The sequence below is a fragment of the Aeromonas sp. FDAARGOS 1410 genome (assembly GCF_019048745.1).
Taxonomy (GTDB): Bacteria; Pseudomonadota; Gammaproteobacteria; order Enterobacterales; family Aeromonadaceae; genus Aeromonas; species Aeromonas jandaei.
On sequence record NZ_CP077401.1, the window covers coordinates 1,915,606 to 1,929,270 of the forward strand.

Sequence of the window (13,665 nt, forward strand, 5' to 3'; positions counted from 1 at the left end):
GTTGGTATATGAACTTAGATAGCGTTAGGGTATATGTATTCAATGGATAGAATCACTATATACCTAACGCATATCATGGTTAGGTAAGTCACGCCACATATAGCCTTCGTTAATATATGCTGGATTGGATTTTAACTTTGATAGCGCTTCATTGATATCAGATATAACTTTATAACCCCACTCAGTTTTCGGTGCGGCAACATAAGTTGATATTTCTTTTGGCTGTCCAGCTATCGGAAGAACTTTGAACTTCCCTAGATAAGCCTTTTTATTTAAATCAGATACTGTTGATGAGCCATACCCAAACTTACTTTCTGTGTAATAGATAATTTCCTCTGGGTATGCAACGGTAAAACCATTTACATCTTTTAATAGCATATCCAGGACATTACCCATCGGAGCATTGAGCGAGTAGTTAACTCTCTTATTTGTTTTATCTTTAATTGCGAGGTCAAATTTACTTCCATAAGAACGAGATGCTATGAAATAGCCAAGTTTATCCTTCGATTGAATCAACCGAAGCAAATCAACACCGTCTCCATCAATTATATACTGCTTATAAGTGTTAAGCTCACTGGATGGTATGATTACATGTGGTGCAGTTGATAGTGTTTTATGAAAAGTAGAAAATGTTTGATACTTCTCTCTTTCAGGTGTCTTTATCATATTTCCACAAACAACTTTCTGTCCTTGCTCCATCATATGCCGGATTCTGGCGATGTTAGCCCATATGATCACATGGTTATACTGGGGCAATTCAGCTCTGATCATAGCGTCAGTAACATCAACCACACCTCTACCTGAATAGCTACCATCCTTAATATAAAATGGAGGGATATCATATTGAACCCAATGGATTGTCTCTTTTGCAGTTACATCGACAGATATAATAAAAGAGATGAGTATTAGAAGAATCCTTTTCATGGCAATTTCACCTCTCTATTATACTGATATAAACCATAGTGCGGCGATTAGTCAGCAACACTAACATCTTCACAAGAAAATATTGGCATACGTATGCGCTTTCGTAAACCTACTAACGTAGAAATTTCTGGTTTTCTGTATCGTCAAGGATGGTGCTGAACGTTGATACGCCGGACTCTCCCGCTTGTCGCCATACACGGCAGCATGAGGCTTGATTGTTGCTGTCCCATAGAGCCCATAGAGCTTGTACGCTATGTGGCGTGCTCTTGAGATCAAGTGCTGTCAGTCAATGGTTAGATAAAAAATGGTTTTCAGGTGAGAACCACACCTACACAATCAGTATTTGAAAATCATGGAATTTTGATATATGAACTATATTTTCGCCTTAAATCATCAATATCTTTTTTTGCTTTCCTTTCTTTTTCCTCTAGTGCTTTTATCTCATTTGATTTTTCTTTCAACAACTGCTCAAACATTACTTTAGCCAGCTCTCTTGCTTTAATATCAATGATGCTTGCCAAGTCTTTTGATTTTTCTGTTAGAGCCTCTTCTCGTTCTTGCAGCGAGATGAGGCTATCATTTAAATTTTTCTGTATTAGATCTAAGGAAGCTGAACGCCTACGTATTTCGACTTCATTAGCATCAAGCTGAGCCTCTTTGGCTTTAATGGTTCTATTTATATCATCAACCTGTGAATAAAACTCAGCCTTAAGTTCATCTAAATTGAGAAGATCGCGTAGTAAGTCTTGCTTTTGATCAACTTCATCTTGTATATGATAGAGACGGTCTTTCAATTCCATTTCAAAGCTTCTGTATTGATCTTCCAATAGGATTATTTTTTCCTGTGCCTCTATAATGGACGACTCTTTTTCTTTTAATACTCTCTCCCATCTTTTTAAAATGGCATTAGCCTTGCCTTCTGCATGCCGAGACTGTTGAATGACTCGTTGCATATCACTTAGCTCAGATTGACTTGTATTCTTTATCGCATTGTATTCTGCATTAAGACTTTTAACCTCTGCATCATGCTTTGAACGCAAAGATGAATACTGATGCTGTAAAGATAATAATTGTTGTCTATTATGGGAGTAAATCATTTCGGAGAAGTTGCCTACAGGGGCTACAGACACCCATTTTTTGGGGCATTTTTTTAGATAATCTCTTATCTCTTCTTTTGATATTATCTCTCCTTTCACACGAAATCCACTCAGGTCAAGTTCAATGCAGGTTGCATTCACCCTCTTTAATTCTTTAACTTTCCCTCGATCACAAAAATGCGTAACTGCAATTTCGATGAGAACCTTCTCTCCCTCGATGAACCCAATAACATCAGGTATAACTCTGCCTTCATAAACCTCACATACCATCTCATCAAAAACTATGTTTTTATGGATTGGGTTTATAGTTCCAATAGGCAGTAACAACTGCCTATCAGTTGCTAAAACCTCTTTAGCTAGGATATGTATTTCCGTTTCCGGCTTCCAGGTACAGGCATTCTGTTCGACTGAATTAGGCTCATGAGAGAAATAATGGGCTTTAACTTGCCCCTTCATTGCCCAGACAGCACCCCGACAACCGATACATGTGCAATTGCATGCTTTTCCACTCACAACATCTTTGACATCAACGATATGGCCGTTGCCATCAAGGGCGCGAGTCATCAGGATTCTTGCCATATCTATCCAACCCATAAATGAATTATGTAATAGAACGCATCATTTTATTTAGTTCATTTAGATGCTTTCACTACATGAGTAACTACAACATTTTTATGAAAAATCATACAGTTACAGTTAATTACTTTGAACTTCATCAAGTTCCAATTGGATTTAGATGTATGACCACTCCCCAGGTGAGCTCATTGAGCTTTAGAGGGTGCGTAGGAGCGGGCTGGTAATCAGGGAGGGGGGATGGATGCAGTACGGTGGAAGGCTCTGATATTGATACCAAAGGAAGGGCGCACGAAAGTAGCGTAAACAAGACACCGATTTTAGGTCGGTGTCAGGTGATAACTAGAACTGTATAAATATTCTCTACTGCTTATTATAACGTAAATGAGAAGTCCAGCGTTTCATTGTCAGATACTCTGCGCATCGCTTTAGCTCTATCCTTATCACCGTAGGTCTTAATTATTTGCTCCACGTCATCATTGAGCTTCGCTGCTGCACCAATAAAATCACCAGGATGTTCCTCGAGATGCGTTTCTGCAACAAGGTGTCTTAACGCATGAATGTTGATACCATGTTGTTTATCATGAGGCATCGTCATCAGATAGGCCTGATATGTCAGTGATATGAAATTATCTGACAGTTTTGATGATATTTCTATATATTTACTTCTTATTTTAAGGTTTTCCTCGTTGTTTACTTGGCTTTGTCGAATGCTACGCCAAGGGAAAAAGATATCAATATCGTCAATTGACTGAACGCCCGCAAAGGTCATGAGATCAAACTCAATATAGCTGCGCCTTATGTTCAAATACTCTTTGATCAGCGGGGTAAGCTGTTCTGGTAACTCAACATCAACATCCACGCTATTTTTTGCATTTGCGTTTTTAAGATATCTGTACTTTGTGTTATCGTCACTAACCATCGATGTACCAAAACATGGGATATATAGTTGGAATCGGTTACGCTGACGATGATATGTTATACTTGCATAGTTTTTGTTCTGTGATGTCGCATTAGGGTAAAATTTCAATTCAGTCCAGTTTGCGCTGCGTGGAGATTGATAAAAACTGATTGTTTGTATCAGTCCTGCTCTAAAATACTGCAACGCACGGCCAATCTGAGATGCTGCACTTTTTCTATGCGCCAGCTCTAGTTTTTTATCGTCTGTGTTATTCGAAAGTAAATTTTTTTGCTCAGCATTGGTCTTGTATACTTTTGCTTTATCGAATAACCACTGGCTGGCCCTATAAACCGCATTTCGGCGATCTGACGCAGGTATGTTGAGTAAGAATTGAATGTTCAGTTTCCCTTTCTTGCCCGCTTGGCCGCGACTGTTGATGCCTTTCTCTGCCATCTTAAACCAATTAGGATATTCCTCGATAATAAAATCTAGGTCTTTAAAAAACTCCTCGATTGTTCTGTTACCACGATCGGCACAAAACCTTAGGTAGCCCTTCGAATCCGACCCTCGTTTTACAAAATTTAGCACTCTAGAGAATTGGCTTGTACCCGTTTGCAGTCCTTCCGAATATTCAGCCATAGCCTGCATAATCTCAGGTATTGTCAAGTGATAACTGCTAACAGACATGTAATCAATAGCTAATTCAGTATGACAAAAATGTTGAAATGAAAGTAGCTGACTTTTAAATGCGATAGCAGAGCCGCATTCGCCCTTCGCGTTGATTGTCCATTCATTGTTTCTTCTGTTTTTTTCATTGACTTTTGCTCGTATCTCATAGCGTCGATCTGACCTAAGCTCGTCAGAAATGTTTACTATCGCTGGTTGTTTTTTATTTATTTTATACTCACAATACTCATCATAAACCTTCTGTAGATTTGGATTCAGTGACGAGCTAATGAATGTGCTGCGATTGATAGCCGACAGATCAAGATCTGACCGATTTTTTCCTCTGCGTTGATGGTCAACTTTTCTATGAATTTTATCTAACAACAAGTTTTTTGGTAAATTGAAATAACTTTCAATGAAATTGATGCGAACGTCAGGTACTCGCTCGGCAGGGTGTGATGTACCCATCATATAATCGCGCAAAACTTTTGTTGCGCTGCCAATCGCTTGTGGGCTACTTTTCAGAATTGGCCATGCCTCTGGGCAGTTAGATAATGACGCGTTGATAATTTCACGTGCTACTTCTCTGTATGTAATGAAGCTTTTCTTAATATTATTCTGCGTCTTAGGAGTGACCTCATCGAGCCAGAGACGCTCACCGTATTTCCTCTGAACTGCTGCTGCCAGAGCCTCACAAAAAGTCATTTTGCTGAAATCTATGTTGTTTATTTGAGCGTAGAACTCTGCCAACCGACGCACTCGTGTCAGTGGGCCTCGCGTATCACTCCTGCTCTGACGTGCCAAGGTCATTTTCAGCTTTTCTATTGTTTCACTGAGATTTTCTAACAGTGCAGTTTCCAGCTCATCCTCGGACTGCACAATTGATGTTTTCAGTAACATGTTGAGTGCTGTCTGATGGTGCCTATAACGCGCACTTTCAGTTTTGTCGCTACTCTCAATGCCTTGAATGATCCGTTCTCTCAACTGCCTAATGCTCATAATTGCCACTCCATAAAAATACAACAACTGGTCTTTTTGTTCATTATAGTGCTGCAAACATCAATCGCCACACCAAAACGAAAATTATCGCAAAATAGCTTTTGACTTATTTGAAATTTCTTATATATCAATGTCTTTTTTGGTTTTTTGTGAGTTTTACGAGGGATTTCATGATTTTTAAAATTGGCAATGAAGCAAAGATTGATTAGGTTGCAATCAGCATTAAACAACAATACATGAAGTTTACAACAGTGATGAATAATCAATTAAAATTAGACACTTAGCTATATTCTTTAATTCCTGAATCGGAAAAACTATGACTGTATTTCTCTGATTTGTTGTAATTATGGTGTAAGGGGCTAAGTTGGAAGGACATTTTGTTGTAAAAACAAAAGCATCATAAAAACATATGGTTAGCTAAAAAAATGTCAACAAATCATATAGTAATAAGTTATTGATTTGCATGTGACTTTCTATTTTTACAACAAAATCTCTTAGATTATAGAGAATCACAACGCCTGCTTGCTTGAACCCTCTTTATATCAAGCAAAAAGTGGGCTGTCTGCCCGCGTTGTAAATGGTAAAACGAAGGTGACTGCACAATGTCTCTACCTATGATTGTATCTGACATGAAAATATGTGACCTAGGATGCAAGAGTGCTCCAACGCCGTTTGGCTCTGCGTTGCAGTCCTATCTATTTCAGCCGGTAGGATCGTTCCCCATAGTTATTTGTCGCTGTACTGGTGGCAGAGTAGAAATGAGAACTACGGGGTTGTGTATATGATTAAAACGAAATGTTAGCCAGCCCAGCTTGGCTGCACACTCAGAACTGGCTAACTATGAGCCAGAATACATTTTTTGGTGATATGGATAGGGCTTGAGATGGCAGATTGGATGATGCTGTACGATGCGGTGTAGCGATTCATACCGGTCGAGCTAAATTAATTTCAGCGCTCGATACGCTGTGTAATGCCTGTGCAGTCGAGTCTGAGTACACCAACCTCAGTATCATCGATATTTTCAGAATGCCCCCAAGCTCAGGGTTATTGTTTTCAATGGTTTTGTTGTGGTCAACAATGAGGGGATTGAGAAACCTGCCGGTTTCTAGTTGGCCATCTGGACGATGCTTCTGATGACAACGAATGTGGTTTCGCCTGGCACTGGCTGAAACTGTACCAGACCAGACCAGACCAGACCAGACCAGACTTGGGTGGTTTGTATGCAGTTATAAGGTTAGGTGTTTGGCATGTTCGAGTTTATTGGCAGGCCATTTGGTTAGAGCAACAGCTATGGTTATGGCAGCAATGATGCAGGCGAGACCCCTAGGGCCTTGGCGATCTGATAAACTTTTTCCAGGGTTACCCTAGTTTCCCCACGTTCGATTTTTCCCATATGACCACGGTCTATACCAGCAATTAGTGCTAGTTTTTCCTGTTGCATACCTCGTGCAGACCGCAGCTCTCGTACATTTTTACCGAATGCAGTTGCGAGCATCGCCAGCTCAAACTCGTCAGAATCCATTTTATCTCCTCACTAGAGGATCTATGGTCTACGTTATACGGCGTGCTGTACACGGCTGTGAGTACACGCATATAATGACACTGCATATAAGCATCATTTCGAGGTGGAAAATGTCCAATCAGCAGATCGTTCTGAGCCAGAATCAAAAAAGTGGCACAGTGACACTAACCTTTCAAGATGCGGATTTCCTAGCCGCAGTAGGAGATTCTTTGAGAGTGGAGTCATTCGTACATGTCACTATCAATCAATCCGTATATGATGAATTTGTTAAGAGCATTATGGTTTCGTTTGTTGCCGAATTTATGGATTTTAAGCAGCAATGGCCGATACCTCAGGAGCTAAGAAAGTGAACAAGTCTCTGACATGATGGAGGGCATTCGGGTCTTTCTCGCGGTTTGCTGTATTGGTGGACTTATTTGTAGCTCATCCTCGTAAAGTAATGCCAACGTAGCCTCAGCTTCTTTGGATTATAACCGGCGCCAATTAGCGTTTTTATCGCCTTATGAGTCTCCATAGAGACGGACGTCATTAAGCACCTCTTTAATATCGGTAAACCCAACATAACATCCTAGCCTAGGCGTTCAGTCAGGATCCCATGCTCGATGCGGCTGAGGAGGTCGAGCACAGCCTGAGCGAGTTCGGGCGTATCCTGATGGTTGAACGGACGAACACATCCTAGGTAACGGAATATATGATCCTGTGTTGAGCAACATGTCAGTACTACAGCTTGCAACTCCGGCACCGGTACAGTGATGGGAGCCCGCCAGCACAAGCCTTACTGACAGTATTAGCCATGGATTGGTCTTGTTGCTTTGGGTCAACCCAGGGAGACGAATCCTACTTTGGGGGCCTGTTTTGTGTTGGACATCGCTCAATCACTCTTAGGTGGCTTCTCTTTAAGGGCGCGGATTTTACCTAAATGGCTAACCAAAAACTATACAGCGGAGCCGGGAGAACCGAACAATATCTCCGAGTGGGCAGGATTGGACGGCGTGAATCGCCGCCAATGGCCTGCCATTAATGGGGCTATTGACCCCACGGCGAGGGGTTGTTATCGGGATCTCGCTTTGTTGATTTTCCTGTCAACAGAGGTGAGGGGGACAGAGGGAGTCACTATAATCCCACCACGGAGATCCGGTGGAGAAGGTCATGGAGAGTTCATTTGGCGAAAGGATGCAGAGCGTACACGCCACCCTCAGGGAGCGTTTTGACAAGCTGAGCCGGGTGGCCATCGCAATCTACGACCCTCATACCGATCAGCTCAAGACCTTTGCCCACAGCACCGAAGGCCACTCTCCGCTGGTGCAGTACGAGGTGAAGCTGAGCGATGTGCCCTCCCTGCGCTATCTGGCTGAGCACCACCACGCCCGCGTGCTCGGCAATCTCGATGCCCTGCGTGACTCGGCATCGGAGCACAGCCGCAAGCTGCTGGAGGCGGGCTATGCCTCCAGCTATACCGAGCCGCTGCTGTTCAACAGCAAGCTGTTTGGCTTTCTGTTTTGCGATGCCATGGAGCCGGACTATTTCAACGAGCCGATCCGAAGCGAATTGTCGGCCTACGCCCAGATGCTCTCGGCGATCATTGCGGTGGAGTTTTTCTCCATTCAGACCCTTGGCGGGGCGCTGACCACGGCGCGGGAGTTCAGCCGCTATCGGGATGAGGAGACCGCCAACCATCTGCACCGGATGTCGGCCTACTCCCGGCTGATCGCCAGAACCCTGGCCCCTGTCACTGGCCTTAGCGATGAGGAGGTGGAGTTTCTCTATCTCTTCTCCGGGCTGCACGACATCGGCAAGATTGCGGTGCCGGACGGCATCCTGCTCAAGCCGGGCAAGCTGACCCCGGAAGAGTTCGAGATCATGAAGTGCCACCCCGGCAAGGGGCAGGAGATGATCAACCTGATGATCAGCGAGTTTGGCCTCGACGGCATTCACCACACCGACATGCTGACCAACATCATCGCCAGCCATCACGAGCGCTTTGACGGCACCGGCTATCCGCTGGGGCTGGCGGGGGAGGAGATCCCGCTGGCGGCGCGCATCGTGGCGGTGGCCGATGTGTTTGATGCCCTGACCAGCGAGCGCCCCTACAAGCAGCCCTGGCCGTTCGAGACGGCCTTTGCCTATCTGGAGGAGCATGCCGGCAGCCAGTTTGATCCCGCCTGTGTCGCCGCGGCCCTGCGCAACAAGGCCGAGTTTTATGCCATCTATCAGCAGTATCAGGATCCGGCCACTACACCGGAGACGGACGAGGCGAAATCGGCTGAGTGAGATGGGGGCGGCAAAGCCAGCGCAAGGGGGGATAAGGGACAAGCAAGAGGGGCAACGATGCAGAGCAAGAGAAGGGGACGCCAGCGAGCGTCCCCTTTGCATTTGTCAGATTGGATGGTCGCAGTTCTTCGGCTCGTCATCCGCAGTCCGTTATGGTTTGCGCGGCAATTCGTTTGATTGGTCGAGGTGGTCAGCGCTGGCACCCGAGCAGCCGCAGGGGCGGATCTGCTTGTCCGGTCGCTGCTGGGCCAGCCGATACTGGCGCCACCAGATGATGGTGGTCATGGCGAGGATCAGCACAAACGAGGCGAGCAGACTCAACAACCAGATGGACATGATCTCTTCTCCTTGCGGTGATGGCGGCCGCCAGCGTGGTGATCGGGCGGCTGTGATGCTGGCAGCAAGTATGGCCCTGCGGCGGTTGATGCGCTTGATTGTTATCGTGGGTGCAACAGTCGACTAAGCAACTGTTTCGCTAGAGTAACAATCTGACGAGTGCAGCGGGTGGCCCTATGATGCCGATTTGATGGTGTGGGGTGCCGACTTGCGCCGAGAATGCCTTATTGGCTCTGGTGGGATTGGTGGAAAGGGAAACGACACAGGCCCGAACAGAGGTTCGGGCCTGTGGTTTTTGCAGAGTGCTTTCCTGGCGAGCTTACGCCTGTTCGGCCTCGGCCACGGGGGCAGCGCTCTCGCTGCCATTGGCGAAGCGATCGGCCCAGAGGGCAATCACGCCGTCACCGGTGACGTTGCAGGCGGTGCCGAAGCTGTCCTGTGCCAGATAGAGGGCGATCATCAGAGCAATGGAGGCTTCACCGAAGCCGAGCATGGAGGTGAGCAGACCCAGTGCCGACATCACGCCACCACCCGGTGCGCCTGGGGCGGCGATCATGATCACACCCAGCATCATGATAAAGGGCAGCATGGTGTCGATGCCCGGAATGGCCAGATGCTCGGAGAGGAACATCACCGCGGTGGCGCAGGTCACCAGGGTAATGGTGGAGCCACAGAGGTGAATGGTGGCGCACAGCGGCACGGTGAAGTTGGCGATGCCATCGCTCACCCCGTTGTTCTTGCTCGACTGCAGGGCAACCGGAATGGTGGCGGCGCTCGACATGGTCCCCAGCGCGGTGAAGTAGGCTGGCAGCATGTTCTTGATGAGCTGGGCCGGTGAACGGCCAAGGGCCAGACCGGTACCGACGAACAATACGGAGAGCCATACCCAGTGCATCAGGATGGCCATCACCAGCACCACGCCAAAGGTCTTCAGGGTGGCAAATACGGTGCCTTCCACCGTCATCTCGACAAAGACACCGGCGATGTAGAACGGCAGCAGCGGAATGATCACCTTGGCCAGCAGGCGGTCGATGATGTCACGGCCCTGATCGGCGACCCGACGCAGATCGGTGGCCTGGGTGGCGCTGATGCCGATACCGAACACGAAGGCGGCGGCTAGCGCGGACATCACGCCAAACAGCGGCGGGATCTCCAGATTGACGTAGGAGGCGAGCTTGACCGCCTCGGCGGTAGTGGGCTCGGCAGCTGTGGTCAGTTGCGGGATCAGGTGGCTTGCCACGGTAAAGGCGAACAGGCCCGCCAGAATGGTGGAGCAGTAGGAGAGGGCCACGGTTTTGCCCAGCAGCTTGCCGGAGTTCTTCGGCAGGCTGGCGATACCGCTCATGATGAAGAAGAGGATGATGAGCGGAATGGTGAAGGTAATGAGCTGACCTATGACTGTCTTGGCCGTAAACAGCACGCGCGCCACCCACTCAGGGGCGTAGAGACCGAGCAAGAGACCGGCAAGGATGCCAGCAATGAGTTTGAGGACAAGTTTCATAAGGAAATCCGGTGTTGGTTGTATTGTCTGATTTGTTATTAAATTTTGATATTAATCACACTTTCTAACACAGAATCCGCATTATGTCTGTCTTGAATGGGTTAACGCCGAGTTAAATATTGTTAATGACTGTTTTTCCCGACCGGAAAACGCCCATATTTAAACGCGCAAGATGCGGCATGGTGTATCGAACATGGTGGGCTGACAGAGGGCGTACAGGGCATCGGGGTCAGAGCCTGCGCGGGATAAAAGCGAGCGCCGTTAAGGGGTTAACCGGCGCCGCCAATCAAGCGGTCGTGCGGGTCAGCAGCAGATAACTCGACGCCGCCGCGGATTGGGCAGGCTGCTCCGCGCAGATCGCCAGCGGGATCTCATCCTCTGTGAGTTGCTCGGCCAGTTGCGCCATGGTGGCCGCGAGATCGGTTGCCACCGGCAACGCCAGTAGCGCACCCGGTTTGAGCAGGGTGGCGAGATGGCGCAGGGTGTCAGTTGCTTGCTGCCCGGCAAGGTTGGTAGGGCGACTGAGCCAGATGCCGTCATAGGGGAGCACGCTGCGCATCCCCGCGATAGGGCAGACCCGCACGGCCTGACCCGAGCGGCGCGATGCGCTGCGGGCCAGCGCCAGCTCGGGTTCGCAGGCGGTGACCCGAAAACCGCCATCCCGCAGCCAGCAGAGATCCACCCCGTCGCCGCAGTCAAGGTTGAGCAGGTGGGCGCCAGCGGCCAGCCGGGCCGTAAAGGCGGTGTGCGCCGGAGTCGGGCTGGCGGAATGGTCGTTATCGTGGGTGATGGCGTCAGTGGATGTCACAGCGATGGTCTCGGGCCGAGGCGGCTACAGGGGGCGCTACCTTAGCAAATCGGGGGCTGCGCTGGCAAAGCGGCCTGCAAGTTGGCGCAGAGGGTGAACACTAGGAATGAACCGCCGGATTGCGGGGTTGGGTCAGCATGGTGAACATGCAGTCGAGCAGGTACTCCGACTCGGCGGCCAGATCGATCCGCTCCGGAAAGTGGAGCCAGTTGATGATGTAGCCATCGAGGGTACAGTGGAGCAGAGTGGAGGCTCGCCGCAGATCCAGATTGGCGGGCAGCTGTCCGCGCCGGATGGCGTTGGTGAGGGTGGTCTCCAGATCCCGGAAGAAGTTGCTGGACTGGCTGCGGATATGTTCGCGCAGGGAGATGGCTTCCCCCTCCAGCGATTCGAGATTGAAGAGGATGGTGAACATCTGCTGGTGGGCCTGATCCCGGGTGATGCGGGTCAGCACCTCTTTGAGGAAGTCGCGCAGCTTGCCGAGGGGGTCGGGCTCCTCTTCATTGACGCAGGCGTCGAGCTGATGGGCGAGGGGTTGGCAGAGCTCCTCCCAGAGGGAGAAGAAGAGCTCCTCCTTGTTTTTGAAGTGCCAGTAGATGGCCCCGCGCGTCAGGTCAGCGGCTCTGGCAATGTCGGTCAGGCTGGTCTTGGCCAGCCCCTGGCTGCAGAAGAGATCCAGCGCCGTCTTCATGATGGTGCAGCGGGTCTGCTGTGCCTCCTCTTTGGTCCGTCTGGCCATCTGCTTCTGCGCCCCTTAATCAGCAAAAAAAGTCACTTACATACATTTATGAATGTATGTATATTGCCTCATCTTTCCGATTTTTACCAACAGGGCCCACGTGGCCCTGATTGTTCATTGACTGGCAAAGGCTCAGGTGTTTCATGCATAAACATATTCTTGCTCGTTCGGTAGGTCTTGCCCTGCTGGCAACAGGCTTGCTGGCAGGTTGTGGCGACAAGGGCGCGCCGCAGGGACAGGGGGGCATGCCTCCCGTTGCGGTTGACGTGGTGACCCTGCAGAGTGCTCCGCTCAAGTTGACCAGCGAGCTGACCGGTCGCAGCGCCCCGTTGCGGGTGGCCGAAGTGCGCCCGCAGGTGGGGGGCATCATCCTCAAGCGCCTCTTTACCGAAGGGAGCGATGTGAAGGCTGGCGATCTGCTCTATCAGATCGATCCGGCTGTCTATCAGGCTGCCGTCGCCAGTGCCAAGGCCAATCTGGCCAAGGCGCAGGCCAACGAGCAGAGCGCCCGCCTCAAGGCCAAGCGCTATCAGGAGCTGCTCAAGGTCAACTCTATCAGCCGCCAGGACTATGACGATGCCGACGCCAGCTGGAAGCAGGCGCAGGCGGAGATCATGGCGAGCAAGGCGGCCCTGCGCACCGCCGAGATCAACCTCGGTTACACCCGCATCACGGCCCCCATCAGCGGCCGCATCGGTACCTCGGCGGTGACCGAAGGGGCACTGGTGACGGCCCAGCAGGCTGACAGCCTCGCCGTCATCCAGCAGCTCGACCCCATGTATGTCGATGTGCGCCAGTCCACCGCCGATCTGCTGCGTCTCAAGCGGCTGGTGGCCGAGGGCAAGGTGGTGCAAGACGAACATAAAGGGGCCAAGGTGAGCTTCCAGTTGGAAGATGGCACTACCTATGGCGAAGAGGGCTCGCTGCAGTTCTCTGACGTTACCGTAGATGAGACCACCGGCATGGTGGCCCTGCGGGTGATTGTCCCCAACCCCACCCACTTGCTGTTGCCCGGCATGTTCATGCGCGCCACCCTGCAAGAGGGCGAGCGGGCCAAAGGGCTGCTGGTGCCGCAAACCGCGGTAACCCGCACCCCTAACGGCGGCGCTACCGTGCTGGTGGTGACCGCTGACAACAAGGTGGATCTGCGCAACGTTCAGCTGGGTCGCATCGTCGATACCAGCTGGGTGGTGGAGTCCGGCCTCAATGCCGGCGAGCGGGTGATCGTGGCCGGTTTGCAGAAAGTGCGTCCGGGGGCCGTGGTCAATCCGGCTGAACAGGCTGCGGCGCCGGCAACTGCCGCCACCCCGGCCAACAAGTAGGATGGA

The 13,665-nt window shown here is 49.7% G+C and carries 11 protein-coding genes; 3 read left to right on the forward strand and 8 right to left on the reverse strand.

The features are described from left to right. Positions 1-63: 63 nt before the first annotated feature. The 4 genes from I6L40_RS09165 to I6L40_RS09180 all read right to left on the reverse strand — a co-directional run bounded on the left by I6L40_RS09165 (position 64) and on the right by I6L40_RS09180 (position 6,682). Positions 64-924, reverse strand: coding sequence for a TIGR02285 family protein (locus I6L40_RS09165; RefSeq protein ID WP_156854057.1), 861 nt, complete (start codon positions 922-924; stop codon positions 64-66). Between the two features lie 350 nt (positions 925-1,274). Next, positions 1,275-2,585, reverse strand: a complete 1,311-nt coding sequence (locus I6L40_RS09170) for a hypothetical protein (RefSeq protein WP_216995323.1) — start codon at positions 2,583-2,585, stop codon at positions 1,275-1,277. 382 nt (positions 2,586-2,967) lie between these two features. After that, on the reverse strand, positions 2,968-5,217 hold the full coding sequence (locus I6L40_RS09175; RefSeq protein ID WP_139459913.1) for a hypothetical protein: 2,250 nt from the start codon (positions 5,215-5,217) through the stop codon (positions 2,968-2,970). A 1,237-nt stretch (positions 5,218-6,454) separates the two neighbouring features. Beyond that, entirely contained in the window at positions 6,455-6,682 is a 228-nt protein-coding gene (locus I6L40_RS09180; RefSeq protein ID WP_080768707.1) for a helix-turn-helix domain-containing protein, read from the reverse strand. A 110-nt stretch (positions 6,683-6,792) separates the two neighbouring features. Between I6L40_RS09180 and I6L40_RS09185 the strand changes: the two genes are divergently transcribed. Together I6L40_RS09185 and I6L40_RS09190 are read left to right on the forward strand one after the other, a co-directional pair. Then, on the forward strand, positions 6,793-7,032 hold the full coding sequence (locus I6L40_RS09185; RefSeq protein ID WP_042024897.1) for a hypothetical protein: 240 nt from the start codon (positions 6,793-6,795) through the stop codon (positions 7,030-7,032). A 799-nt stretch (positions 7,033-7,831) separates the two neighbouring features. Further along, on the forward strand, positions 7,832-8,953 hold the full coding sequence (locus tag I6L40_RS09190; protein WP_216995324.1) for an HD domain-containing phosphohydrolase: 1,122 nt from the start codon (positions 7,832-7,834) through the stop codon (positions 8,951-8,953). Between the two features lie 150 nt (positions 8,954-9,103). Here the strand turns inward: I6L40_RS09190 and I6L40_RS09195 are convergent, their stop codons facing one another. The 4 genes from I6L40_RS09195 to I6L40_RS09210 form a co-directional block, all read right to left on the reverse strand. Then, positions 9,104-9,289, reverse strand: a complete 186-nt coding sequence (locus I6L40_RS09195; protein WP_071911890.1) for a hypothetical protein — start codon at positions 9,287-9,289, stop codon at positions 9,104-9,106. Between the two features lie 319 nt (positions 9,290-9,608). Then, a complete protein-coding gene (locus I6L40_RS09200) occupies positions 9,609-10,790 on the reverse strand; it encodes a dicarboxylate/amino acid:cation symporter (protein ID WP_041208319.1) in 1,182 nt (393 codons plus the stop codon). A gap of 286 nt (positions 10,791-11,076) precedes the next feature. Further along, positions 11,077-11,598 (reverse strand): hypothetical protein, encoded by a 522-nt coding sequence (locus I6L40_RS09205; protein ID WP_143241735.1) that lies wholly within the window; start codon positions 11,596-11,598, stop codon positions 11,077-11,079. A 100-nt stretch (positions 11,599-11,698) separates the two neighbouring features. Then, positions 11,699-12,337 carry a TetR family transcriptional regulator gene (locus I6L40_RS09210; RefSeq protein ID WP_071911888.1) on the reverse strand — a complete coding sequence of 213 codons (639 nt, stop codon included), beginning with the start codon at positions 12,335-12,337 and terminating at the stop codon, positions 11,699-11,701. Positions 12,338-12,480: 143 nt separating this feature from the next. Between I6L40_RS09210 and I6L40_RS09215 the strand changes: the two genes are divergently transcribed. Further along, complete coding sequence (locus I6L40_RS09215) at positions 12,481-13,659, forward strand: efflux RND transporter periplasmic adaptor subunit (protein ID WP_071911886.1); 1,179 nt, start codon at positions 12,481-12,483, stop codon at positions 13,657-13,659. The last annotated feature ends 6 nt before the right edge of the window (positions 13,660-13,665 follow it).

Bases quoted from the DNA above. Each gene is read 5' to 3' on its own strand.
- I6L40_RS09165 (WP_156854057.1), bottom strand. From the start codon at position 924: ATGAAAAGGATTCTTCTAATACTCATCTCTTTTATTATATCTGTCGAT.
- I6L40_RS09170 (WP_216995323.1), bottom strand. From the start codon at position 2,585: ATGACTCGCGCCCTTGATGGCAACGGCCATATCGTTGATGTCAAAGAT.
- I6L40_RS09180 (WP_080768707.1), bottom strand. From the start codon at position 6,682: ATGGATTCTGACGAGTTTGAGCTGGCGATGCTCGCAACTGCATTCGGT.
- I6L40_RS09185 (WP_042024897.1), top strand. From the start codon at position 6,793: ATGTCCAATCAGCAGATCGTTCTGAGCCAGAATCAAAAAAGTGGCACA.
- I6L40_RS09190 (WP_216995324.1), top strand. From the start codon at position 7,832: ATGGAGAGTTCATTTGGCGAAAGGATGCAGAGCGTACACGCCACCCTC.
- I6L40_RS09195 (WP_071911890.1), bottom strand. From the start codon at position 9,289: ATGTCCATCTGGTTGTTGAGTCTGCTCGCCTCGTTTGTGCTGATCCTC.
- I6L40_RS09200 (WP_041208319.1), bottom strand. From the start codon at position 10,790: ATGAAACTTGTCCTCAAACTCATTGCTGGCATCCTTGCCGGTCTCTTG.
- I6L40_RS09210 (WP_071911888.1), bottom strand. From the start codon at position 12,337: ATGGCCAGACGGACCAAAGAGGAGGCACAGCAGACCCGCTGCACCATC.
- I6L40_RS09215 (WP_071911886.1), top strand. From the start codon at position 12,481: ATGCATAAACATATTCTTGCTCGTTCGGTAGGTCTTGCCCTGCTGGCA.